Origin of the sequence: Chryseobacterium barbadense (genome assembly GCF_042849955.1) — a bacterium.
Lineage (GTDB): Bacteria > Bacteroidota > Bacteroidia > Flavobacteriales > Weeksellaceae > Chryseobacterium.
Window position 1 is genome coordinate 1 of sequence record NZ_BAAFHL010000030.1, and the last position, 23,870, is coordinate 23,870.

Below are 23,870 nucleotides of genomic sequence, written 5' to 3' on the forward strand. Positions count from 1 at the left end.
GTTTGATGTAACTAATAAAGGAGTTCATTTAAAAGCAAAGGAATTCAACGATATGCTTGAAGATCCGAATACGATTGTCGTTGATTTCAGAAATCATTACGAGAGTGAGGTAGGGCATTTTGAAGGTGCCATTACTCCGGATGTGGAAAACTTCAGAGAAAGTTTGCCGATTATCAATGAACAATTACAGGACTTCAAGGAAGATAAAAACCTGCTGATGTATTGTACGGGAGGAATCCGTTGTGAAAAAGCAAGTGCTTATTTCAAGCATCAAGGGTTTAAAAACGTTTTCCAATTGGAAGGCGGAATCATTGAGTATACCCGTCAGATTAAGGAGGAAGGGATAAAAAGCAAATTTATCGGAAAGAACTTTGTTTTTGACCACCGTCTGGGGGAACGGATTACAGACGATATTATTGCACAATGCCACCAATGCGGCAAGCCTTGTGATAATCATACCAATTGTGCGAATGATGCCTGTCATTTATTGTTTATTCAATGCGATGAATGTAAAGCGGCGATGAAGAACTGCTGTTCTACGGAATGTTTGGAAACGATTCATTTGCCATGGGAGGAACAAGTGAAATTAAGAAAAGGATTGCAGGTTGGAAACAAGGTTTTCAGAAAAGGTAAATCTGAAGCGTTGAAGTTTAAAAATTCCGGTGATCTGTCCACTCAGACTTTGGCAAAAGCAACAAAAGCTGAAACGAAAGATATCCGTCAGAAAATAAAAGTTAAGAAAACATTGATCGGAAAAGCGGAACATTATTATTCAAAATCAAAAATCGCACAGTTTTTAATTGAGAATAAAGAAATTTCAGTTGGAGATAAAGTATTGATTTCCGGACCGACAACCGGTGATCAGGAGGTTATCATTACTCAGATGTTTGCGAATGGAGGTCCTTGTGAAATGGCAAAAAAAGGAGATCAAATCACTTTTGAGCTTCCGTTCAGAGTTCGTTTATCAGATAAATTATATAAAATTGAGTTTTAGTCATCATGCTTAAAGCAGATCTAAGAAAGAAATACATGCAAAAAAGAAAAACCTTGTCAACCGATGAGGTTTTCTTGTTATCTGAAAAGATTTTTAGCAGTTTCCTGAACTATTTTCAGCCGGCATCCGGTCAGAAAGTACATTTGTTCCTTCCGATCGAGAAATTCAAAGAAATAAATACACGAGTGTTTATTCAATATTTTTTTAAAAAGAATATCCGAGTTTTCGTCCCTAAAGTTACCGATCATCTGATCTCCATAGAAATATTTGAAGATACTGAGTTTGCGACCAACAATTGGGGGATTTCCGAACCGGTTTCCGATATAGATTCCGGGGAACACCATTTTGATTATGTTATTACTCCATTGCTGTACTGTGATGAAAACGGAAATAGAATAGGATACGGAAAAGGCTTTTATGATGCCTTTTTTCAAAGCATTTCTTCTGATTCAAAAAAAGTAGGAGTCAATTATTTCAATACGAATGAGATTATTGATGATGTCTGGGAAAATGATGTTCCTTTGGACTATCTGGTTACACCTACTGAAGTACTGTCCTTTTTTAAAGCTTCAGAATAAAAGTTCAGAAAATAAAACTTAAATTCTTTTTTAAACTTAATAGGGGTAGACAATAAGATATACTGAGCATTCTTTTCAAACGTTCCTATAGATTTATTCTTATCATCAAAATATTCCACACTGAATTTGGCATAATCCAGAGTGTCATTCTTATAATAATCTTGATATACCTGAAGATTGTTCACCTTTACGTTCTTTACCTTCAGGCTGTCGAGCTCGCTGAAAAGCTTTTTAAAGGTCATGCTATCCGGCTTATGGAAGTAGCTCTGCATTTGGGAGTAAATAAGAGTGTCTATTTCCGTATTTCTGTTCCCGGATAAATATAAGGTAGAAAGGTCTAAAAGCTCCTGTACTTTTTGTTTCGTTATATAATTGATTGCCTGGGCACTATCCATTTGAACAGCAGGGTAAGTGCTTGTATTGTTACTGTTTCTGAGTTTATCCAGGTCGCTTATTTCTGTTTTTCTTTTATTGCATGAGAACACAGCGAGCAGCAAGATCGTAACAATTAAAAAGTTATTTATTCTTTTCATCGGTACTTGCAATTTTAAATTTAATTGAAATTATTTTTCCTTTTTTGTCTTTTTCCATTTTAATGACATTAAGGTTTTTAAGTGACGTTGTGGGCGTGGTCACCAACGTAATATACTTTTGCTTGTCCAGGGTTTCAATACCGTAGGTGTCATTATCATATACCTGGTAGATTACCGCTTCATTGCTGATAAGGTTTTCCAGCTGCTTGCGTTTTTGCTTAATAAGGTCAATCTGCTCTTTGGGATCACCTTTTACATCCTTTCTGGAAAAGTAGTAAACCGCCATCTTGTAATCATCAGGTTTCAGCTCGATCATTTCTTCCTCCGGAGCATTTTCCAGGTTTCTGTTCACTTTTAGGGGCTCATAGAAGGGTGCACTGATCTCCATTTTCAGATTTTTATCTTTGGTGGAATAGTGAAAGCATTCTCCCGGCTTCACTTTGTACAAGAGATCGGATTCGTTTTCTTTAATAATTTTGATTTCAAGAGTGTTGATGACCGAAACTCCACGGTCAGCGTCCGTGAAACAATATTTATATTCTTTAGAAAAAATTTCATCCTTAAAACCTAAAAAGCCGGTAATAGCAATTAAAATGGAAGTAACGATAGCCCAGGCATTTTTTTGAACAAAGTTTTTATTGGTTTTTAAAGGAATGATTTCAGATTGTGTTGTTGGTGTTGGATTTTGAATAACATTCTGATTTTCAGTATTTGATTTTTGTAAATCAGTGTTTTCGGGTGCCTTAAGTTCGGTTTTTGCTGGGTGAATTTCAGATTTCTGGAACTCTGGTGAATTTTGAATTGTTTTTTCCAGTTCCTGAAGATCATTTTCATCTAAATCTTCATCATCCTGCAATAATTCCCCGGCAAAAAGATGTTGCTTTTTGAATTCATACCATGAGTCGTAACCCGCATACATACTTAATAAATTAAGCATATCAATTCTTGGAAGCTTGGTAACCGGAGAAGTTTTGAAATAGGTATAAAAAGATTTTTCGCTAATGTTTCCTTTGGCTTTTTTGCGAAGATCTTCCTGAAAATAGATAATATCTATACCCTTCCATTTTGATATATCATCATGGGAAGGAGTGTATTCTTTTAAATATTGAGCCTGAACGTCCTTTTTTAGCTGCTCAAAATGTAATAGATCTAAATCTGTCAATTTTTCAAATAATAATTAAGTAGTTGATTTTCAGATGTGTTTTTTTGTAAAATTATTTTACAAAGGTATTACAATTATTTTTCATAAACAACTTTTCTATCTGCTCTACCTTTGTCTTGTTCAAATAACAGAACAAAAAAGAATTTTAAAGAACAATATTAACAAAATTAAATTTAATTTATTATGAAAAAGTCATTATTCGTAGCTGCTATCGCTGCAATCTCTCTAGTTGCTTGTAAAAAAACTGAAGCTACTGAAACTAGCTCTGCTGATTCTGCTGCTGTAGCTACTACTGATTCTGCTGCTGTTGTAGCTGATTCTGCTGCTACTGTTGTTGATTCTGCTGCTTCTGCTACTGTAGATGCTGCTAAAGATGCTGCTGCTGCTACTACTGCTGCTGGAGCTGATGCTGCTAAAGATGCTGCTAAAGGAGCTGCTGACGCTGCTAAAGGAGCTGCTGATGCTGCTAAAGATGCTGCTAAAGACGCTAAAGAAGCTGTAGACGCTGCTAAAAAATAATTAGTCACCGTTTACTAAAAATAAAGAACCGTTTCACCCAGTGAAACGGTTTTTTTATTCCTGTTATTAAAATGCTTAATTCTTTTTCTGTCTTAGAGATTCATAGCAGGTAATGGCAACTGCATTACTTAGGTTTAAAGAATCAATACTCCCGGACATGGGGATGAGCGTGTTTTTACCTTTTCCCAGCCAGAAATCACTTAAACCGGAATGTTCGGTTCCGAATAAAATAGCAGATCTTTGCGTAAAGTCTCTAAGATAGAGGTCTTCCGCACTTTCATCCATAATGGTTGTATAAATATTGAATCCATTATTTCGTAAAAAATTCAAGGTTTCTTCATTTTCCGCCTGGAAGACCTCCATTCCGAAAAGGCAACCCACGCTGGAACGGATGACATTCGGGTTGTAAAAATCTGCTTTGGCATCTGTCACAATCAAAGCATCAATTCCAAAAGCTTCACAGCTTCTTAGAATGGCTCCCAAGTTCCCTGGTTTTTCAACACCTTCAACAATGATTACAGTTGAATTTTCTTTTGGCTTAAATGAACTGAGCGCGGCTTCTCTCGTCTTATACACTCCAATAATCCCTTCGGAGGTTCCGCGGTAGGCTATTTTTTCATAAACCTTTTCACTTACAGAATGAATTTTGAAATCAGGTAGCTTTCCTTTGAAAATGCTTTCGGAAATAAAAAATTCAATGGGCTCAAAACCATAATGCTGAGCTCTTTCATTTTCCTGTTGTCCTTCTACAACAAAAACTTTTGATTTCTTCCTAAATCTGTTATCAGTAAGAAGCCTGGTGAGATTTTTTATCTTATCGTTTTGAAAACTTTCTATTAACATTTTACAAAATTAGACAAAATTTATCATTGACTTTATTTGGTTTTCACAATAAGGTTATGTGGACGATTGAAAAACGGAGTTTTGTTTTTCTTTTTGGCAAAAGACCGCAGAAAAACAGAATTTTTTTATAAAGACTTATTGTGCACAGGTTCTACAGATTTTACGGGATATAGTAAAAGAGCTATGCCTCCGACACAGGTAAGAACACAACTCGATATCCATAAATAAAAACCGGCTCCGTATCCTGCTATTAAGGATTTATGACCTGCTTCGTCCACTGTTATAGTATCTGCGGAAAGGTAGGATAATGCCAGGCATGTAGCCAGTAAACTTATAACAATAGAAATTTTTGTCTTTTTAAACAGCAGGAATATCCATGAAGTAAATATCAGAGGATTGGCAAACCACGATTTCCCTCCTGATGATTCTGCCCATCCTAAAAGGAGACAAACCAATGCGTGCACTCCGTTGCTTCCTTTGTCAGTAAGAACCGCTGTTTGTGTCAGAGATATTATAAAAATGATCAGGCCTGTAAGAAATACATGAATTGCTTTCATAACATTATTCTTTTATTTCCATTGTATTTTCACTGTTATCGATCAGGCTTTGCGGAAGATCTTTTTTGTTTTTGATCCCTAAAGATTTCAATTTTTGAGTCTGAATCACAAGATTATCATTTCCGGTAAATAATTGTTTATAGGCATCATTGTAGACATTCTTTGCCTGATCCAGGTTTTTGCCTACTTTTTCCAGGTTATCTACAAAGCCTACAAATTTGTCATATAATTTCGCTCCTCTTTCTGCGATCTCCATTGAATTTCTGTTTTGGTATTCACGTTTCCAGAGATCAGCAATTAACTTTAAGGAGGTAATTAAATTGCTTGGATTCAGTAATAAGATTCTTCTTTCATAAGCATAGTTCCACAGGTTTTGATCAGCCTGCATTGCCGCAATATAAGCTGGTTCACTTGGAATAAACATCATGACAAAATCGAGTGATTTTCCAAAATCATCATACGCTTTCTGGCTCAATTGCTGAATATGATTTTTGATGGAAGATAAATGCTGGTTAAGCTTCATCGCATAAACATCGGCATCAGTCTCATCTACCAACTCTGTGAAAGCTGTTAGAGAAACTTTAGAATCGATGATCACATTTCTTTCATCAGGATATTTGACTACCGCATCCGGTCGCATCTTTTTGCCAGAGAATTCTGAAAATTAAGCTTTATTATCTTCATCGCGAAGTTCATGTTCCAGAAAATATTCTCTTCCTTTTACCAGTCCGGATTTTTCCAGGATGCTTTCAAGGATCATCTCGCCCCAGTTTCCCTGAGTTTTGCTTTCACCTTTTAATGCTCTTGTCAGTTTTTTAGCGTCTTCCGAGATCTGTTGATTGAGTTCTGCCAGTTCTTTCACTTTTTCAGCCAAAGAAAAACGTTCTTTATTTTCTTTTTCATACGCTTCATTGACCCTGTTTTTTAAATCCGTAATTTTCTCCTGGAAAGGCTCCAGAATAGTTTTCAGATTATTTTGATTGAGCGTGGTGAATTTCTCTGTTTTTTCTTCCAGGATTTTATTGGCCAGATTTTCAAATTGCAGCTTTGCCTCTTCCTGGATTTTGGCAATTTCTTCTTTCTGGGTTTCAAGAGATTTCTGTAAGCTTTCGTTAATAGCGGAAAGCTCAGAATTTTTGGCAAAAATATTTTGTTTCTCGGTTAACAAAGATTCAATTTGAGTGGTTTGTCTGGTATTGATCTGTTTTTGTTCCTGAAACTGATTGTTCAATGATGAATGTTCAGCGGAGATTCTGGCAAACTCGTTTTTGAGATCGTTTAATAAATCGGACTGTTGCTGATTCAATTCCTTCTCCTTATTAATATGTTGATTTAATTCCTGAATCTTCAGATTTGAATTTTCAAGGTCTGAATTATTTCTGATATGTAAATTGTTAAGCTCATCATAGCTGGCTCTTGAAACCATGGAAGATTTCAAAACGAAATACAAAATAACCGCTCCAAGTACTCCTCCGGCAATACATCCAATAATTAAATATGTTATTTCCATGTCTCAAAATTACAAAAAGAAAAATTGATTTTCTTAATGGGAAACCGTAAACAATTTGAAATTTATTTTAGCCATAAAAGACACGACAAGTATTAGCATTTATATTCATTTAATGAATATTATAGTTCACAGATGATAAAACAATCTGTCGTAAAGTTGAAATGTTATTGTGTCTTTTATGGTTTGATCTAAACAGTTTTAGTAGAAGACAAAATTTCAATGTTTTTTACCACATTAGTGCTTTCACATTTTTTCAGCTCTTTGGCTAAAGCAGGAGTAAGTATTTTAGGGCTTATAATTTGGGTAGCTACTTTGGCTGCAGCATAATCAACAATTCCGATAACGGATTCTCTGATGAAGTTGGGCGTATTAGATGCAATCACGGCGGTTGCCCATGAGGTTTCTCTTGCCCTGGAAATTGCAAAATCGAGGACTGCATTGTCTTTCCCGTTGGATATTTTGTCAATCAGATCTACGGGATAGCAGATCTTATTCAATGAATCCTGTACTTTCTGATTGATGGAGGCAATCACAGAATTGATGTTTTCAAAATCTTTTTTAAGTGGATTGATCTTTCTGTAAGGCATGATGGATGCAGCGGAAATCCCAAGATCTAAATTGATATGAGCATTCATACCCAGGAAAATGTGCTGTAAGATTAGCAGGTTTTTGTTTTTAGCAGCTTCAAAAGCAATATACCAGGAATTGGTACATTTTTTACCTTTACGATAGCTTTCCCATGCTTCGAGGTATCTTGTTGCAAAAGCAATATCCAGTAAAGTCATTCTTGGATTATCCTCAAACTTTTTCTGCTGAATGCCTTTTAAAACCTGAGCGGTCATGATTCTGTAGGTACAGGCGAAATATCCGACAGGGCTATGAGTTTCCTTGCTCCAGATGATAATTTCATCGAGTTTTTTCAGAACTTCTTCTATGGTTTTCATGGTGGTTTTTGTTTTTATAAATATAAGAAAAACCCATAAAATTAAAGAAGGGTATAGTTGTTTTGGTCTGCTGTTGTCATTCAGAACGAAGCGTAGCGAAGTGTGGGATCTTCCCCCTCTATTGAAACTGTTTAGATTCTTTCAGAATGGCAAATATTAAATAAAGGAGTTTTTTGCAATTAACTAATAAACAGAATAAAATATATACAATTAAGCACAGTCGCTAAAAATGAGGCAATAAATACGGCCAAATTAACCCTGGTTTTTCCTGTGAATAATCTTATGATCCAATAATTAATGATATAGGCAGGAATAAGGAGACTGAAATTAAAAACGGCTAGAAAACTGAAGTTATAAAGAACAATAGAGAGTACAATTGTACTGATGATTGAAGCAACAAAAGCTCCAAAGAGACTATAAAACCAAGTCTCCGGATCTGTTTTTAAATTCTCAACATTTTGATGTATATGGGTATATTTAGTAAGTATAAGGTTCTGAATATCTTCTTCGGAAACCAGATCAGATGTTATTAATGAAAAGCATTCATTTTGTGACCGTTTATCCATAAAATGCTGATGAATTTCCCTGATAATTCTGTTTCGTTCATCCAATATCAACTTCTGATTTTCAATGGTGCTTTGAAAATCTTCCAGAGAGCCTCTGCTCTCAATTTCTTCTATAATTTCTTTACTTGCTTTCCCCTGATAATCAATCTGGTTTTTGTAAGATTCAATAAGGTCCTGATCAGAAAATTTGCTGTAAAAACTCATTCTTATGGGTTTTCTTTTGATATTTCAGCATGATGCTTTAAATATAAAGGCAAGGCTGCAGATCCATACCAAGGGAAAATTTCATAACTGAAAACTCCGGCCTGAACGGCAGGGTCAGTCTTTACCCACTGTTCCGCTTCCTCTTTGGATTTTGTGTTGAAAATAAACATTCCCCGGAAGTTTTGTTTATTTTGTTCTAAAAAGGGACCAGCTACTATAATTTTTCCTTCATCAGCCAATTTCCCTATATTGGCCATATGCCCTTTCATGAGTTCGCCCATTTTAGTTTTGTTTTCTACTTTCGTAGGTCCGGTGGTAAGCATTACGATGGTATAAGCTTTCATACCATATTTGTCGGCTCCCAGAGAGGTAGCCAGTTCCTGGTTGAATTTCGGTTTTTCTGTTTTCTTTTGCTGTGCAAATGTTAATGTTGCTGTGAAAAGAGATAAGGCTAGGTAAAAATTTAATTTCATCTCGTTAGTTTTTTATTCTTAAAAATTCTTTTGCTAATTCAATCATCTTAGGATCCCCGGTATATTTTCCATGTTCATCCGAAAGTTTTACTGTTGGAATCCAGTCTTTATTCGGAGCTTGCACGCCGATGAGTTTCATGACGATATTCATGGGTTTTAAACCTACATCATTGGTAAGGTTGGTCCCGATTCCAAAGGAAATACCAATTTTTCCCCTGCAATAATTGGTGATCTCCTCTACTTTTTCAAGGTTTAAGCCGTCTGAAAATATGATATATTTAAATAAAGGATTGATTCCATTTTTTTGATAGTGTGCAATGGTTTTATCTGCAAATTCCAAAGGATCACCACTGTCATGGCGTACCCCGTCAAATAGTTTGGCGAATTTCTTATCAAACTGCTGGAAGAAAACATCGGTAGTATAGGTGTCCGAAAGAGCCACCCCCAAATCGCCTCTGTAGACATCTACCCAGTGTTCCAAGGCTAATTGATTTGCCATTTTGAAACCATATTCAGCTCCGTGGAACATAAACCATTCATGTGCATGGGTCCCAATAGGTTTTACTTTGTATTTCATTGCAAAATGAACGTTGGAGCTTCCGATAAAGGTTGAATCCTTCTTCTGAACTAAAGCTTCCATCACCAGGTTCTGTACTTTATATGAATGTCTTCTCCTGGTCCCGAATTCTGCAAAGTTTACGCCTAATCTATTCAACTGTTCTGCCTTTTCAAGAGTTTTGCTCATTACAGTCTCGTTGGAATCCCTTTCCATATGATTCATTTCGTAATGCAGCTCACTGATTAATGATAATAATGGAACTTCCCATAAAATAGCTCTGTACCATAATCCTTCAACGGTTACTTTGATATCATTTCCATCCTGTTGGATTTTCACCTCTGAGGGGTCGTAATGATAGCCCTCGAGGAAATCCAGATAGGGAAGGTCAAGATAAGGGCAGGTTCTTTCGAGAAACCTTTTTTCTTCCCGGGTAAGTTTCAGTTCTGCCATTTTAATGACGGCTTCTCTTAAGGCCACATCAAACCCTTCCGGAAAATGATGTTTTCCTCTATTGATGAATTCGTATTTTACAATCTGGCTTGGAAATAATTTTACTACGGCATTCTGCATAGTAATTTTGTAGAAATCATTATCTAGGATGGAATTCAATCGTATATCGTGCATAATTGTGTATTTTATACGCAAATATAATTATAAAAAATAAAATCGCCTAAATGTAAGGCGATTTTTTTATATTTTAAGATGAAATTTTTTATGTTTATTTACCCAGGTAAGAGTTGTACATCCAGACTTCTTTTTCCTGTTCTGTAATGTAGTCGCTCATCTGAGAGTTTGTTCCCTCATCTCCGGCTTTATCCGTAATGTCTAAAAGCTCTCTTTGTAAATCGATCACAACTTTGAATGAAGACAGGATATTTTCTACACTTTTTGTGGCATCGCTTACTTCTTTACTTTCTTTAATGGAAGAAACTTTCAGATAGTCTGAATAATTATGAGCCGGGGTAGCTCCCAATGTCAGGATTCTCTCGGCGATCTCATCAATTTTTAACACCAAACTGTTGTATAGTTCCTCAAATTTCGGATGAAGTGTGAAGAACTGATCTCCTTTAATGTTCCAGTGAGAACCTCGTGTGTTCTGGTAGAAAACAGAATAGTTAGCTAAAAGGATATTCAGTTTTTCTGCAATTTGTTTGCAATCGGTTTCTTTAAGCCCGATAATATTCGCATTTTTCATATTAAGATAGTTTATTTTATACCACAAATTTAAGTAAATATTATGCCGAAAACGCGGTTGGATGATTGATGATACTTATCTTTGAGATTTTTATAATGTATTTAAAATATGAGCTTTTCTTCAAATGTTAGATTAAAGAGCTTTTTACTCTCACTCGTCCTGTTTTTTCTGATCAGCTTTGGATATTATTTGCATGTGCTTTCGGAAACTGAAGGGCATTACGTATATCTTATTGATGATGCTTATATTCATTTGGCGATGGCGAAAAATTTCGCACTCTATGATGTTTGGGGGATAACAAAATATGAGTTTTCTTCCACTTCTTCATCGCCACTGTTTACTTATCTATTAAGTATCCTGATTAAACTGTTTGGGAATAATGATCAGCTTCCGCTTTATTGTAATTCAATTTTAGGTATAGGAATCATTTACATTCTTAACCGATACTATGCGGATTTTTTTAAAAATACAAATAATAGGGTGATTGCAGTATTGTTTACCGTGTTCTTTGCGGTCTTACATCTGCAGCTGCTCTTGGGGATGGAGCATGTTTTTCATGTTTTTTTATTGGTGGTCAATATTTTCTGCCTTTCGAATTTAAAAAATAGAGCATTTGTTTTCGGATTTTACTCGTCTTTATTATTAATGGGGCTAATTCGCTTTGAAAGTATGTTTTACTTTGTAAGCCTGGCTTTTGTATTGGTTTTAATGAAAAAATGGAAGGAGGCTGTGGCAATTTTATTAGTCGGGTTTATTCCGATTGCCATTTTCTGTTATGTTAATTACCAACACAGCGGTTATCTTTTCCCGAACTCAGTAGTGGTAAAGGGAACAAAATTGACTTTTGATTCCGGTTTTCCGCTTCACCTTAAAACAATTATGGTAGATAACTTCTTGTTGAATAAAAGTTTCTACAAGATCGGTTTTTTTCCTGTTATGCTTTGTCTGATCTTTATTTTACGTGATTTTAAAAAGAAAAACTTTCATGATACTGTCAAAAGTAATTTTCTTCTGATTGTTCTTTCTTTAGTAATGATCTGTCATTCGATGTTTGCAGATCTGAAGGGTGCTTTCCGGTATGAAGCCTATATTCTGACTGGCTTTTCCATGGCTCTGATCCCTAAGGTGAGTGGTTTATTTAAAGATTTTTGGCACTACATTAAAAAGGAAAAATTAATTTCTGTGTTAGTGTTAATCAATACTTTCTTACTACTTTATAAATTTTCTTTCGCTCATCTGATGCTGGATAACGGAGGGAAAAATATTTATGAACAACAGATCCAGTCTGCCAGATTTTTGCATACCTATTATAATACGTCTAAGGTCGTTGCCAATGATATTGGGGCAATCACCTACTTTACCAATATTCATTTATTGGATATTGTAGGTCTGGGCTCAAAGGAAATGATCCCCTTTAATGAAAATAAAAAAACGGTCGACCAGGATTTTGAAAATTTCCTTAGAGATTATACTCAACATAATAAATATGATATTGCAGTAATTTATGATGAATGGTTCCATGGTCATGTTCCGAAAACCTGGAAAAAAGCAGCGGTTTTAAAAATCAGTAATAGTATGAATGTTTCACAAGACGAAGTCTCTGTCTATTCAGTTAATCCCGAACATCTTGAACAGTTGAAAGAAAATATCAGGCAGTTCGGTTGGAATAAGAATGTTCGGGTCATAATCATTAATTAAACGTAAGTGTCTGTTAATTAATTTTTAAATAAAACTCATTATTTGCTTATAACTGCTTGTCAATTAAAAAATTATTATTATTTTTGCAGCCTAAAATAAAAAGCAATTAAATGCCTACTATTCAACAATTAGTAAGAAAAGGAAGAGCCACGCTTGCCAAGAAGAGCAAATCGGCTGCCCTTGATTCTTGTCCACAAAGACGTGGTGTATGTACGAGAGTATATACTACTACACCTAAGAAACCTAACTCTGCACTTAGAAAAGTTGCAAGGGTAAGACTTTCTAATGGTAAAGAAGTTAACGCCTACATCCCGGGCGAAGGACATAATCTTCAAGAGCACTCGATAGTATTGGTAAGAGGCGGAAGGGTGAAAGACCTACCGGGAGTACGTTACCACATCGTAAGAGGTGCATTAGACACTGCAGGTGTAAATGGAAGAACACAGAGAAGATCGAAGTATGGAGCTAAGAGACCAAAACCAGGTCAAGCTGCAGCTGCACCAGCAAAAGGAAAGAAAAAATAATCATTAAATAAGGTACAGAAACAATGAGAAAGACAAAAGCGAAAAAAAGACCGTTGTTACCAGATCCGAAGTTTAATGATCAATTGGTAACTAGATTCGTAAACAATCTGATGCTTGACGGTAAAAAGTCAATCGCATTCAAAATTTTCTATGATGCGTTGGATATCGTAGAAACTAAAAAAGGAGATACGGAAAAAACTGCACTTGAAATCTGGAAAGATGCATTAACTAATGTAATGCCTCACGTAGAAGTACGTTCTAGAAGAGTAGGAGGAGCTAACTTCCAAATCCCAATGCCAATCAGAGCTGACAGAAAAATTTCTATGGCAATGAAATGGTTAATCAAATATTCTAAAGCTAGAAATGATAAGTCTATGGCTTTGAAATTAGCTAACGAAGTGGTAGCTGCTTCAAGAGAAGAAGGTGCAGCTTTCAAAAAGAAAACTGATACTCACAAAATGGCGGAAGCTAACAAAGCTTTCTCACACTTTAAATTCTAATTTGTAATGAGTAGAGATCTTAAATTTACAAGAAATATTGGTATTGCTGCTCACATTGATGCAGGAAAGACTACCACTACAGAAAGAATTTTATTCTATACAGGTAAAACTCACAAAATCGGTGAGGTTCACGAAGGTGCTGCAACAATGGACTGGATGGAGCAGGAGGCAGAAAGAGGTATTACTATTACTTCAGCAGCTACTACTTGTAACTGGAACTTCCCAACAGATCAAGGTAAGTCTTTACCTGAAACTAAAGCTTACCATTTCAACATTATCGATACACCGGGACACGTTGACTTCACTGTAGAGGTTAACAGATCTTTGAGAGTATTGGATGGATTGGTATTCTTATTCTCTGCAGTAGATGGAGTAGAGCCTCAGTCTGAAACAAACTGGAGACTTGCTGACAACTACAAAGTAGCGAGAATGGGATTCGTAAACAAAATGGACAGACAGGGGGCTGACTTCCTTAACGTGGTAAAACAGGTTAAAGAAATGTTAGGATCCAACGCAGTTCCAATCGTTTTACCAATCGGTGCCGAAGAAGATTTTAAAGGAGTTGTAGACTTAATTAAGAACAGAGCGATCATCTGGGATGATGCAGGACAAGGAGCTACTTTCGAAGTAGTGCCAATTCCTGAAGATATGAAAGATGAAGTTCTTGAATATAGAGAGAAATTAGTAGAAGCAGTAGCTGATTATGATGAAACTTTGATGGAGAAATTCTTCGAAGATCCGGATTCAATTTCTGAAGACGAAATCAACGAAGCTCTTAGAAAAGCTACTATCGACCTTTCTATCATTCCAATGACTTGTGGTTCTTCTTTCAAAAACAAAGGAGTACAGTTCATGCTGGATGCTGTTTGTAAATATCTTCCTTCTCCAATGGATAAAGATGATATCAAAGGAACAGACCCAAACACTGATGCTGAGATCACAAGAAAACCAGATGTAAAAGAGCCTTTCTCTGCATTAGCTTTCAAAATTGCTACTGACCCATTCGTAGGTAGATTAGCATTCTTCAGAGCTTATTCAGGAAGACTTGATGCTGGTTCTTATATCTTGAATACAAGATCTGGAAACAAAGAAAGAATTTCTAGAATCTATCAGATGCACGCAAACAAACAAAATCCGGTTGAATTCATTGAAGCTGGAGATATCGGTGCAGCTGTAGGATTTAAAGATATCAAAACAGGAGATACCTTATCTGATGAAAAGAACCCAATCGTTCTTGAATCTATGATCTTCCCGGATCCGGTAATTGGTATCGCTGTTGAGCCTAAAACTAAAGCTGATCAGGATAAAATGGGTAATGCTTTGGCTAAACTAGCTGAAGAGGATCCAACTTTCCAGGTTAAGACTGACGAGGCTTCAGGACAAACAATTATCTCTGGTATGGGTGAGCTTCACTTGGATATCATCGTAGACCGTATGAGAAGAGAGTTTAAAGTAGAAGTTAACCAAGGTCAACCACAAGTAGAATACAAAGAAGCTCTTACACAAACTGCTAACCACAGAGAGGTTTACAAAAAGCAATCCGGAGGTAGAGGTAAGTTCGCAGACATCGTATTCGAAATCGGTCCTGCAGACGAAGGTAAAACAGGTCTTGAATTCATCAACGAAATTAAAGGTGGTAACATTCCTAAAGAATTTATCCCTTCAGTAGAAAAAGGATTCAAAGAAGCTATGAAAAATGGTCCATTAGCCGGATTCGAAGTTGAAGCGATGAAAGTTACATTGAAAGATGGATCTTATCACCAGGTTGACTCGGATCAGTTATCTTTCGAATTGGCTGCGAAGCTTGGTTTCAAAGAATCTGGTAGAGCTGCTAAGGCGGTTATCATGGAGCCAATCATGAAGCTTGAAGTAGTAACTCCTGAAGAATACATGGGTGATATCGTAGGTGACCTTAACAGAAGAAGAGGTACTGTAAACGGTATGGATGATAGAAATAACGCTAAAGTAATCAAAGCTTTCGTTCCACTATCTGAAATGTTCGGTTATGTAACTTCATTAAGAACATTATCTTCTGGTAGAGCAACGTCTTCTATGGAATTTGAAAAATATGAAGCTGCTCCGCAGAACATTGCTGAAGAAGTAATCGCTAAAGCAAAAGGTTAATTTAAATTAGATTAAAATGTCACAAAGAATCAGAATAAAACTTAAGTCTTACGATTACAATTTGGTAGATAAATCTGCTGAGAAAATCGTAAAAACGGTAAAGGCTACTGGTGCTGTTGTAAACGGACCAATTCCATTGCCAACCAATAAGAGAATCTTCACTGTATTGAGATCTCCACACGTAAACAAAAAAGCAAGAGAACAGTTCCAGCTTTCTGCTCACAAGAGATTGATGGATATCTATTCTTCTTCTTCTAAAACGGTGGATGCTCTAATGAAATTAGAGTTACCAAGCGGTGTAGACGTAGAAATTAAAGTGTGATAGCGTGCACTTAAGCCGTGATTATATGAATCCGCTCCTGTAAAGGAGCGGATTTTTTTATTTTTAAAATAAGTATTTTAATATTTACACTATTGTGTATTGCAAGGTTCTATTATATTTGTATATTTGTGTAAATTCTTACCTATGAAAAAGTTATTATTGATTATGCTGTTAATCAGTTTGTCGGTAACCGGGCAAACACATAGATTTATTTATGAGTATCATTTTAAGACAGACTCTGCTTCTGCAGAACACAGAAAAGTAAATATGGTGCTTGATGTCAATCCTGATGATGTAAAGTTTTATAACTATGAATTTGTAAAGACAGATTCCATTAACAAGACAAGAGGAGAGCACAATGCAATATGGGATGACACTCCCGCCATTATCAGGAAAAAAAATTCTAATGTGAATTCCAGTTATATGATTGTTCAGAATTTATTTGTGATAGATACGGAGGACAAAATTGATTGGAAACTCTCCGAACAGACTAAAAATATGGGAGGATATACTTTACAAAAAGCGACCGCCAAATTTGGTGGCAGAAACTGGACCGCCTGGTTTACCAAAGATATCAACCTTAGTGAAGGTCCTTATAAATTCAACGGCTTACCCGGGCTTATTTTTGAAATCTCTGATGATAAAGATAATTTTAAATTCTCTTTAGTGAAAAGCTATCAATTGGCCAAAACTTATGAGACAAGAGATATCCTCGAGAATTTTGCCGGTCAGAAGGCTGTCAAGATCACTGAGGCTAAGCTTCGAAAAATGATGCTGGACAATTACAATGACCCACTTCATGATTTTAAAGAACATTATAAAAACAATACTGATCCATCCGCCCGTTTTATGGTCATGGGAATTGAAGTGAAAAGCCCGGATCAGCTTAAGGAATTATCTGAACTTATGCAAAAAAATATAAAGAAAAATAATAACCCGATTGAACTCAATAAAGCTGTAAAATATTAATATACTCGTGTTTTTATTCAACTCCGTCTGTTTCGGCGGAGTTTTTGATTGACCTTTATAAATGGACAGATATGGCAAAAAAGAATATTTTTGAAAGATTTTCGGATTGGGCCACCAAATTCACAGGAAGTCCTCATGCTTTTCTCGGAGCTACAGCCATTGTCTTAATATGGGCCTTGACAGGACCTGTTTTCAATTATTCAGAAACCTGGCAGTTAGTGATCAATACCGGAACAACAATCATTACCTTTCTGATGGTTTTTTTAATTCAGAAAGCCCAGAACAAAGACTCCAAAGCGATACAGATCAAGCTGAACGAGCTGATTGCGTCCCATGAAAAGTCAAGCAACAGGATTGTGGATATTGAAGATCTTACTGAAGCAGAGCTGGATCAGCTGCACACTTATTACGAAAGGCTGTCAGAACTGGCTAAAGAAGATGCCAATATCCATACTTCACATTCTATAGATGCGGCAGAAAAGAATCAGGATTATAAGCATGATTTCTTTTTAAGAAAACATGAAGAGTGGCTGCAGAAACAACAAAAAAAGGAATCAAAATGATCCCTTTTTTATCCATTAGAAATTATCGTTTCATAAAATAATCAAAATAAGAACAGCTGCCCATTAAGCTCTTTGCTGTTTCTGTATTGGCATATTGTGTTTTCAATAAAGCAAAGTATGTTCTGAATTTTTGATTTTTAATGTCCTGCATCTGCTTTTCATGAGCATTATTTTTTTCTGTCCATTTCGGATCAGAGTAATCGATATTGGCAGGATTTTTAGCCTCATACTGATAGTATTTTCCTTGCTCTGCGCTGGCCATCTGGAAAAGAATTCTGGCTTTTTGCTCATGATCAGGAGTAAGCTGCAGTGCTTTTTTATAATAATTGATCGCCAAGTCAAAATTATCAGGCTCTATGTAAGAAGAATACAGGAAATTTTTATAATAATACTGATAAGGCGATTTATTTTTGGTGCTCCAGAAATCAAACTTCCCGCCATTCATATTGTCGACATCCATTACGAATAAATGTCTATAATACCCAAGAATAGAAGTGTTATAAAGTAAATTGCCGATCAGCTGATTTGCTTTGGCCGCTTTTACATCTTTGCTGTTGGCTATTTTGGTAAGCTGAATCAGGGCATCCGCTATTTCCAGTTTGTTCATATTTGGTTTAATGAATGGGAATTGTGAATAGTCTTCGGCTTCCATACTTACATCAGCTGAACTTTCAAAGCTTTCCCATACGTTATGGCCGAATACCAGATTCGAAATATTCCTGAAGCCGTTATATTCATCAGCGGCATACTTATGCGGAACTTTTGGCTGCTCGCTGGAAACCCAGTCGTAATTCAGTCTTGGAATCCCCACAAAACCTTGTGCTTTTTCATAATAAGATTTTGCTTTTACAAAATCTCCGGTTCTCATCGCCCTGTCACCATAAATCACACTGAAAAAAGCATCAATATTGCCCACATCATCCATGTTTTTGGCGATGATCTGCTGTTCAAACTGAGTTTTCTTTGGTTTTCTGTAAAAGTCTTCCACGCTTTTCACCAGGCTTGAATTCGGATTGTACTGGAGATCTGAAAGCCGATTGCTCATCAAGAATGATTTTCCGTCCTCTCCCTGAAGATAATAACGATTGGCCAGAACATCCTTGAGGAAAGAAGCTGTGGAAGGAACCGGGCCATATTCATACTCATAAACTCCCATACTATCTTTTTTAGGCTCTTTTTCTATGAAATATTCTGAATAGTTCTTCATTAGATGATCTTCGTATTCCGCAGTGATCTTAGGCTGGGAAACAATATCATTCAGGACTTTCATCCTTTTGATCTCTTCAAGATATTCCGGGTTATTGGTTTTGATATCATTGAGAATTTCTGTACTGCCCTCATAATCCTTGCTCAGGAATTTCAAATAAGCATCCGCAATTTGCCAGAATTCGTCTTTAGATTTTTCTTTGGTTTTCTCAGTGAATTTAGTCAGATCACCTAAAAAATCTGTAGGCTTATTTTCGGACCAGTAGAAACCTGTGTTCTGGGTATAGAAAGGAATCCTGTTCGGGTTTTCCAATAATTCATCATCACTCTGGTCAGACTTCCTCTCGCCTTCTTTTTTATCAGATTTGGAGCCGCCAAAAAGATTTTTAAAGAACCGTACAATTTTATCCCAGAAAGAAAGCTTCTCTTTTTTTACTTCCTTGGCCTGTGTTTGATCGGCAGGCTTATCGGGATTACTTTTTTGAGCAACAGGATTGTTCGCATCATCTGAAGTATAATAATATGTTGGAAGATAACTTCTCTCAAGCTCATTGATGCTTCTTGCAGCCATCACCTTTAAAATCTCGGAATCAGGATTAATGTCATACATTTTTTCCATTAACGGAATCGGATTGGCAAAATCTTCATATCCCAAAAGGAAATACGCCATGTTCTTCTCCTCATTGCTTCCGGCTCTTTTCATGATATTGTTGAAAGAAGCAGTATCCGAAAGCTTCATGGAAACAAAAGCAGACTCTTTGCGGCTTTTACTGTTCATGAAAACCTGGAAGAAATTCCAGTTGGCATCACCATTCATCTGTAAGCCCCTTTGTGCACCTGCTAATTGATCAAGAGCCATGAAATAGGGAGCTCCTTTCAACCGGATAGGTTCGACATAGGTTTTGAACGCCTGTAACGCTTCATCATAATTTCGGGTATAGTGATTGAAGCGGACGAGCTGATATCCGTATCGTTGCTTGATCTCAGGGTTTTTCGTCGCATTATACAAAGACGTCAAAGCAGAAACGGTTTTGTTATAATCTAAATTTGTTGCATTTTTATCACTTTCTGCACGGCTGTAATAAAAAGAGTCCGGGTTTTCAACGAAATTAATCCTCATATAAGGCTCTAAGTATTTGGCTTCGATAAGATAATCGATTCCTTCGCGGTATTTTGAATAGAAGCCGGTACCCAGCTTTTTTAGTAATGGATTATTCGGGCTTCCTTTTTTCAGATCATTAAGATCATTCATGCTCATTTTATTTACCAGATAATCTGTTTCGGCATAGCTTAACTGATTATTGAAAAACTGTTTCCAGGAAGCTATATTTTCATCAGGGATCTGTGAAGGTTTGAATTCCGTATAGAATCTCGTAGAATAGCTATGAAGAAAAGGAAGATAAGACTTATCCTTAATGATCGTCTGGGTAAACAGGTTGAAATAGTCATAGTCCGGGTCGGCCCATGCACAGGCATTTGTTTTTGTATACAAAAGCGATAGAATCGCCAGTGAAAGAATGTGTTTTTTCATATTAGTTTTGTTTGTAGGTGACTTACAACTTTTCAAGGTTGCGGTTGAATACAAATTTACTATCTAATTGATAATATATAATCGTAAAATGGGGTATTTTTTTATTCAGGAAACCAATGACGTCTTTCAGCTGACTTTCTGCAATTTCTTCTACTTTAATGGTGAAACCTTTATTCAAAAAATTTCCGAAGTAAAAACCGTCTTTGGTAATGATCACTTCATCATCAGCTGTTCTTTTAAAAGCAGGGTTATTAAGATCCTTAAGAGATAAAGCATTAATGAGCTTATGCTTTCCCAAATGGTTGGTGACAATTCCCCATGAATAAATGGGAAGAGCAACCTCAATTTTTTTAATGGGATAATCCTCCAGCCTGGCGAGATAACTTTTCAGAATATTGACATCTAAGATGGAATTCCTATCTGACGTTTCCAATGGGGAAGAAGTAGAGTAGCACATCAGATATACTTTTTCTACCGGAGGAACTCCGGTCAGGTTTTTATCTTTTACCTGATGAAGCCGAAGGGTACACGTAATTTCTTTTCCTGAAATTTTTTTTAATTCCTTCAAGAATATGAAGTAATCGGTACGTGTTCCGCCGGTCCAGTCACAATCAATCTGAATTTCATTAGTAACTTTCAATCCATACTCTTTTGTTTTCTTTTGGATTAGCGCATGAATGTTTTGAGCAAGGAATTTAATCTCCCCTTCAGTAATATTCAGGAAAGTCTGATTTGTAATAAAAACAGTGGGAACAATTTGCTTATCGCTCCTGAAACTCTGGTCCTTTGTAATAACGGCAACAGGCTGAAACTTCCCGTTCACTTTATCCACGTCAAAAAAGCGGGTGTACAAATAAGGGGCGGTGGCCTGATCTAATACCTTTTTCTCTTCAGGGTTTAATAAGAGATGTGTTTTCCAATAGTAAAAAGTGTAGGGATGGTTTTCAGTATCTCGACAAGAAGTTAGGCATAAAAGAAAAAGTAAAAACGGAAGTACTTTCATTATCTGTAGAATATACTTTCGCAGGTGCAGCTTCCTTTACTCATTTCCGAAACGGGGCAACAGTCCTCAGATTTTTTTATACTTCCATTTTCGTCTGTAAGATAAATTTTTTCCTTGTCGAATTTCACATAGAACGTTTCATTGTATGTCTTGAAATGAACTTTCATTACCTTTGGATTGTATTTTCCGGCGTTGATTTCTTCTCTGGTTTCTGTTCCGTCGGCCTGATTGATCTGAAGAAAACCAAAATGAACATCACCATTACTTTTTACCTCAAGGTAGTAGGCAGGAGTTCCGGAACCGCTTGCACCCGGTTCGACATTAAAATCTCTTCTTCCTGTGAACGGTGCTCCGGACTGTGCAAAAGCCATCATGCTGATGCAGAAAATAAGTAGACTGAAAATATTTTTCATAAGTAATTTTTCTCAAAATTAATAATATCTGAGCAAAAATTAAATCGTAGAATTACGGTAATTATTTTTAAGGATGTTTATAAAAAAAGCCAATGCTATTGTGTAAACAGTAATTGTTTTAGTTTAAAACTCCATATAATAATGCGGCAATAGTTGCACCTAAAAGAGGTCCCGCAATAGGTATCCATGCATAGCTCCAGTCACTGCCTCCTTTTACCGGCAGAATAGAATGCATGATCCTTGGGCCCAGATCTCTTGCCGGGTTAATGGCATAGCCCGTTGTGCCTCCTAGAGACAGCCCAATTGCCCAGACTAAAAACGTAACAGGTAAAGCTCCTACTGTTCCTAATCCTATTTTAGCAGTTGGATCATTGCTTAGGGTAAGGCTTGGATCTGCGAAATGGAAAATCACAAATACCAATACAAAAGTCCCGATGATCTCGCTGATCAGATTTGAAATGGGTTTCCTGATAGCTGGACCCGTACTGAAACATGCCAGTTTTGCCCCTTCATCTTCGGTAATGGCAAAATGATCTTTATTGAACAGCCAAACCAAAAAGGCTCCGGACATCGCACCGATCATCTGTGCTGCCATATAAGAAGGTACTAGGTCCCATGAAAATTTTCCGGCTATAGCCAGACCTAAAGTTACCGCCGGATTTAAATGTGCCCCGCTGACAGGTCCTGCAATGGTTACCCCTATGAAAACAGCCAATGCCCAGGCTGTAGTAATTACAATCCATCCGGAATTGTTGCCTTTGGTCCCTTTCAGGACTACATTGGCTACAACACCGTTTCCTAATAAGATCAGAAGCAAGGTTCCGATTATTTCTGCTATAAATGGAGTCATATTGTATTTTTTGTGAAGTCATTAATCTTCTATCCAACTTTGAGAACGCTGAACAGCCTTGCTCCAGGTATTGATCATTTTCTCAGCTTTCTCTTTTTCCAATTGTGGATGGAAATCTTTGTCAACAATCCATTGAGACTGTATCTCATCAATGCTTTTCCAGTACCCCACCGCCAGGCCGGCCAGATAGGCAGCTCCTAAAGCTGTTGTTTCCAATGTTTTTGGTCTTGTGATTTTAAACCCGAATAAATCAGATTGGATCTGCATTAAAAGATCACTCGCAGAAGCACCGCCATCCACTCTCAATTCAAAGCTTTCCGTTCCGGAATCCGCTTCCATCGCTTTCACGATATCATACACCTGAAAGGCAATTCCTTCCAGTGTTGCTCTTGCAATATGTCCGTTCGTTGTTCCACGGGTGATTCCCACAATAGTTCCGCGAGCGTATTGATCCCAATGAGGAGCCCCTAAACCTGTCAATGCAGGAACAAAATATACTCCGCCATTATCTTCAACGGTTTGGGCCAGATCATTAATCTCTTCCGCAGAATTAATTAATTTCAAACCATCTCTCAACCATTGGATGGCTGCGCCGCCTACGAATACGCTTCCTTCCAACGCATAATTCACATTGCCATTAATTTTCCAGGCAACAGTGGTTAATAAATTATTTTTTGAGGCTACAGCTTCTTTTCCGGTATTCATTAAAAGGAAGCATCCTGTCCCGTATGTATTTTTTACCATTCCCGGCTGGGTACACATCTGTCCGAATAAAGCAGCCTGCTGATCTCCCGCTATTCCTGCGATCGGAATTTTTGTAGAGAAGAGGGTGGTGGCTGTTTCGCCGTAAATTTCACTGCTTTGTTTTACTTCCGGAAGAATAGCCCTTGGAATATTGAATAATTCTAATAAATCATTGTCCCACTCTAATGTATGGATATTCAGAAGCATGGTTCTGCTTGCGTTCGAAACATCGGTAATAAACATTTTTCCACGGGTCAGCTTCCATACCAGAAAAGTGTCTACAGTCCCGAAACATAATCTTCCTTCTTCCGCTTTCTCTCTTGCTCCTTCCACATGATCCAGAATCCATTTCAGTTTTGTAGCCGAAAAATAGGCGTCTAATACCAGGCCTGTTTTTTCTTTGATCATTTCTGCATGCCCCTGTTCTTTTAATTCATCACAATATTTGGAAGTTCTTCTGTCCTGCCAGACGATCGCATTGTAAACGGCTTCTCCGGTTTCTTTATCCCAAACAACGGTAGTCTCTCGTTGGTTGGTAATGCCGATGGCGGCCACTTCTCTTCCTGAGATTCCTGCTTTGGCAATGATTTCTGCTGCAACGGAAATCTGGGAAGACCAGATTTCATTAGGATCATGCTCTACCCAGCCCGGAGTAGGGTATATCTGTTCAAAATTCTTCTGAGAAATATATTCGATTTCTCCGCTGTGATTAAATAAGATGGCTCTCGACGAAGTCGTACCTTGGTCCAAAGCGAGAATTAACTTTTCACTCATTGTGGCATTATT

General features: G+C 36.9%; 24 protein-coding genes and 1 pseudogene. 10 read left to right on the top strand and 15 right to left on the bottom strand.

The window, feature by feature from the left end:
* Both trhO and ACGHIN_RS11565 read left to right on the top strand, forming a co-directional pair.
* Positions 1 to 994, top strand: a 994-nt coding sequence (gene trhO / locus ACGHIN_RS11560) for an oxygen-dependent tRNA uridine(34) hydroxylase TrhO (protein ID WP_390453635.1), incomplete at its 5' end; no start/stop codon positions are given.
* Between the two features lie 5 nt (positions 995 to 999).
* Positions 1,000 to 1,572 (top strand): 5-formyltetrahydrofolate cyclo-ligase, encoded by a 573-nt coding sequence (locus ACGHIN_RS11565; RefSeq protein ID WP_390453637.1) that lies wholly within the window; start codon positions 1,000 to 1,002, stop codon positions 1,570 to 1,572.
* Here the strand turns inward: ACGHIN_RS11565 and ACGHIN_RS11570 are convergent.
* Positions 1,521 to 2,105 carry a hypothetical protein gene (locus ACGHIN_RS11570; RefSeq protein WP_390453640.1) on the bottom strand — a complete coding sequence of 195 codons (585 nt, stop codon included), beginning with the start codon at positions 2,103 to 2,105 and terminating at the stop codon, positions 1,521 to 1,523. The two genes, ACGHIN_RS11565 and ACGHIN_RS11570, sit on opposite strands and share 52 nt — an antisense overlap.
* The gene (locus ACGHIN_RS11575; RefSeq protein ID WP_390453643.1) at positions 2,089 to 3,267 is read right to left on the bottom strand and encodes a hypothetical protein; all 1,179 of its coding nucleotides are present in this window, start codon (positions 3,265 to 3,267) and stop codon (positions 2,089 to 2,091) included. The genes ACGHIN_RS11570 and ACGHIN_RS11575 overlap by 17 nt, the downstream gene beginning before the upstream one ends.
* A 183-nt stretch (positions 3,268 to 3,450) precedes the next feature.
* Here ACGHIN_RS11575 and ACGHIN_RS11580 point away from each other — a divergent pair, with 183 nt between their 5' ends.
* Complete coding sequence (locus tag ACGHIN_RS11580; protein ID WP_390453646.1) at positions 3,451 to 3,786, top strand: hypothetical protein; 336 nt, start codon at positions 3,451 to 3,453, stop codon at positions 3,784 to 3,786.
* 75 nt (positions 3,787 to 3,861) lie between these two features.
* Here the strand turns inward: ACGHIN_RS11580 and ACGHIN_RS11585 are convergent, their stop codons facing one another.
* The 8 genes and pseudogenes from ACGHIN_RS11585 to ACGHIN_RS11620 all read right to left on the bottom strand — a co-directional run bounded on the left by ACGHIN_RS11585 (position 3,862) and on the right by ACGHIN_RS11620 (position 10,637).
* Positions 3,862 to 4,629, bottom strand: a complete 768-nt coding sequence (locus ACGHIN_RS11585; RefSeq protein ID WP_390453649.1) for a TrmH family RNA methyltransferase — start codon at positions 4,627 to 4,629, stop codon at positions 3,862 to 3,864.
* A 125-nt stretch (positions 4,630 to 4,754) separates the two neighbouring features.
* Positions 4,755 to 5,186 carry a hypothetical protein gene (locus ACGHIN_RS11590; protein ID WP_390453651.1) on the bottom strand — a complete coding sequence of 144 codons (432 nt, stop codon included), beginning with the start codon at positions 5,184 to 5,186 and terminating at the stop codon, positions 4,755 to 4,757.
* 4 nt (positions 5,187 to 5,190) lie between these two features.
* Positions 5,191 to 6,696 (bottom strand): annotated as a pseudogene (locus ACGHIN_RS11595) (DNA recombination protein RmuC).
* A gap of 188 nt (positions 6,697 to 6,884) precedes the next feature.
* Entirely contained in the window at positions 6,885 to 7,640 is a 756-nt protein-coding gene (locus ACGHIN_RS11600) for a DUF5995 family protein (RefSeq protein ID WP_390453654.1), read from the bottom strand.
* Positions 7,641 to 7,819: 179 nt separating this feature from the next.
* Positions 7,820 to 8,410, bottom strand: coding sequence for a hypothetical protein (locus tag ACGHIN_RS11605; RefSeq protein WP_390453657.1), 591 nt, complete (start codon positions 8,408 to 8,410; stop codon positions 7,820 to 7,822).
* A 2-nt stretch (positions 8,411 to 8,412) separates the two neighbouring features.
* Positions 8,413 to 8,883 carry a YciI family protein gene (locus ACGHIN_RS11610; RefSeq protein WP_390453660.1) on the bottom strand — a complete coding sequence of 157 codons (471 nt, stop codon included), beginning with the start codon at positions 8,881 to 8,883 and terminating at the stop codon, positions 8,413 to 8,415.
* 4 nt (positions 8,884 to 8,887) lie between these two features.
* Entirely contained in the window at positions 8,888 to 10,066 is a 1,179-nt protein-coding gene (gene pncB / locus ACGHIN_RS11615) for a nicotinate phosphoribosyltransferase (RefSeq protein WP_390453663.1), read from the bottom strand.
* A 94-nt stretch (positions 10,067 to 10,160) separates the two neighbouring features.
* Complete coding sequence (locus ACGHIN_RS11620; RefSeq protein WP_390453666.1) at positions 10,161 to 10,637, bottom strand: Dps family protein; 477 nt, start codon at positions 10,635 to 10,637, stop codon at positions 10,161 to 10,163.
* Positions 10,638 to 10,745: 108 nt separating this feature from the next.
* Between ACGHIN_RS11620 and ACGHIN_RS11625 the strand changes: the two genes are divergently transcribed.
* From ACGHIN_RS11625 to ACGHIN_RS11655, 7 genes are all read left to right on the top strand, one after another.
* Entirely contained in the window at positions 10,746 to 12,335 is a 1,590-nt protein-coding gene (locus ACGHIN_RS11625; RefSeq protein WP_390453668.1) for a hypothetical protein, read from the top strand.
* Positions 12,336 to 12,445: 110 nt separating this feature from the next.
* Positions 12,446 to 12,859 (top strand): 30S ribosomal protein S12, encoded by a 414-nt coding sequence (gene rpsL / locus ACGHIN_RS11630; protein WP_002983146.1) that lies wholly within the window; start codon positions 12,446 to 12,448, stop codon positions 12,857 to 12,859.
* A 23-nt stretch (positions 12,860 to 12,882) separates the two neighbouring features.
* Positions 12,883 to 13,359, top strand: coding sequence for a 30S ribosomal protein S7 (gene rpsG, locus ACGHIN_RS11635; protein ID WP_072883914.1), 477 nt, complete (start codon positions 12,883 to 12,885; stop codon positions 13,357 to 13,359).
* Between the two features lie 6 nt (positions 13,360 to 13,365).
* Positions 13,366 to 15,483 (top strand): elongation factor G, encoded by a 2,118-nt coding sequence (gene fusA, locus ACGHIN_RS11640; RefSeq protein WP_390453671.1) that lies wholly within the window; start codon positions 13,366 to 13,368, stop codon positions 15,481 to 15,483.
* A 16-nt stretch (positions 15,484 to 15,499) separates the two neighbouring features.
* Positions 15,500 to 15,805, top strand: coding sequence for a 30S ribosomal protein S10 (gene rpsJ / locus ACGHIN_RS11645; RefSeq protein ID WP_002661363.1), 306 nt, complete (start codon positions 15,500 to 15,502; stop codon positions 15,803 to 15,805).
* 144 nt (positions 15,806 to 15,949) lie between these two features.
* Positions 15,950 to 16,774, top strand: coding sequence for a GLPGLI family protein (locus ACGHIN_RS11650; protein WP_390453674.1), 825 nt, complete (start codon positions 15,950 to 15,952; stop codon positions 16,772 to 16,774).
* A gap of 71 nt (positions 16,775 to 16,845) precedes the next feature.
* Positions 16,846 to 17,337 (top strand): low affinity iron permease family protein, encoded by a 492-nt coding sequence (locus ACGHIN_RS11655; protein ID WP_390453676.1) that lies wholly within the window; start codon positions 16,846 to 16,848, stop codon positions 17,335 to 17,337.
* Between the two features lie 22 nt (positions 17,338 to 17,359).
* Here the strand turns inward: ACGHIN_RS11655 and ACGHIN_RS11660 are convergent, their stop codons facing one another.
* The 5 genes from ACGHIN_RS11660 to glpK all read right to left on the bottom strand — a co-directional run bounded on the left by ACGHIN_RS11660 (position 17,360) and on the right by glpK (position 23,858).
* The gene (locus ACGHIN_RS11660) at positions 17,360 to 20,074 is read right to left on the bottom strand and encodes a hypothetical protein (RefSeq protein WP_390453678.1); all 2,715 of its coding nucleotides are present in this window, start codon (positions 20,072 to 20,074) and stop codon (positions 17,360 to 17,362) included.
* A gap of 22 nt (positions 20,075 to 20,096) precedes the next feature.
* On the bottom strand, positions 20,097 to 21,077 hold the full coding sequence (locus ACGHIN_RS11665) for a hypothetical protein (protein WP_390453680.1): 981 nt from the start codon (positions 21,075 to 21,077) through the stop codon (positions 20,097 to 20,099).
* Complete coding sequence (locus ACGHIN_RS11670; protein ID WP_390453682.1) at positions 21,077 to 21,490, bottom strand: hypothetical protein; 414 nt, start codon at positions 21,488 to 21,490, stop codon at positions 21,077 to 21,079. The genes ACGHIN_RS11665 and ACGHIN_RS11670 overlap by 1 nt, the downstream gene beginning before the upstream one ends.
* Before the next feature lie 118 nt (positions 21,491 to 21,608).
* Entirely contained in the window at positions 21,609 to 22,340 is a 732-nt protein-coding gene (locus ACGHIN_RS11675) for an MIP/aquaporin family protein (RefSeq protein WP_390453684.1), read from the bottom strand.
* A gap of 21 nt (positions 22,341 to 22,361) precedes the next feature.
* A complete protein-coding gene (gene glpK / locus ACGHIN_RS11680) occupies positions 22,362 to 23,858 on the bottom strand; it encodes a glycerol kinase GlpK (protein ID WP_390453686.1) in 1,497 nt (498 codons plus the stop codon).
* Positions 23,859 to 23,870: the final 12 nt, after the last annotated feature.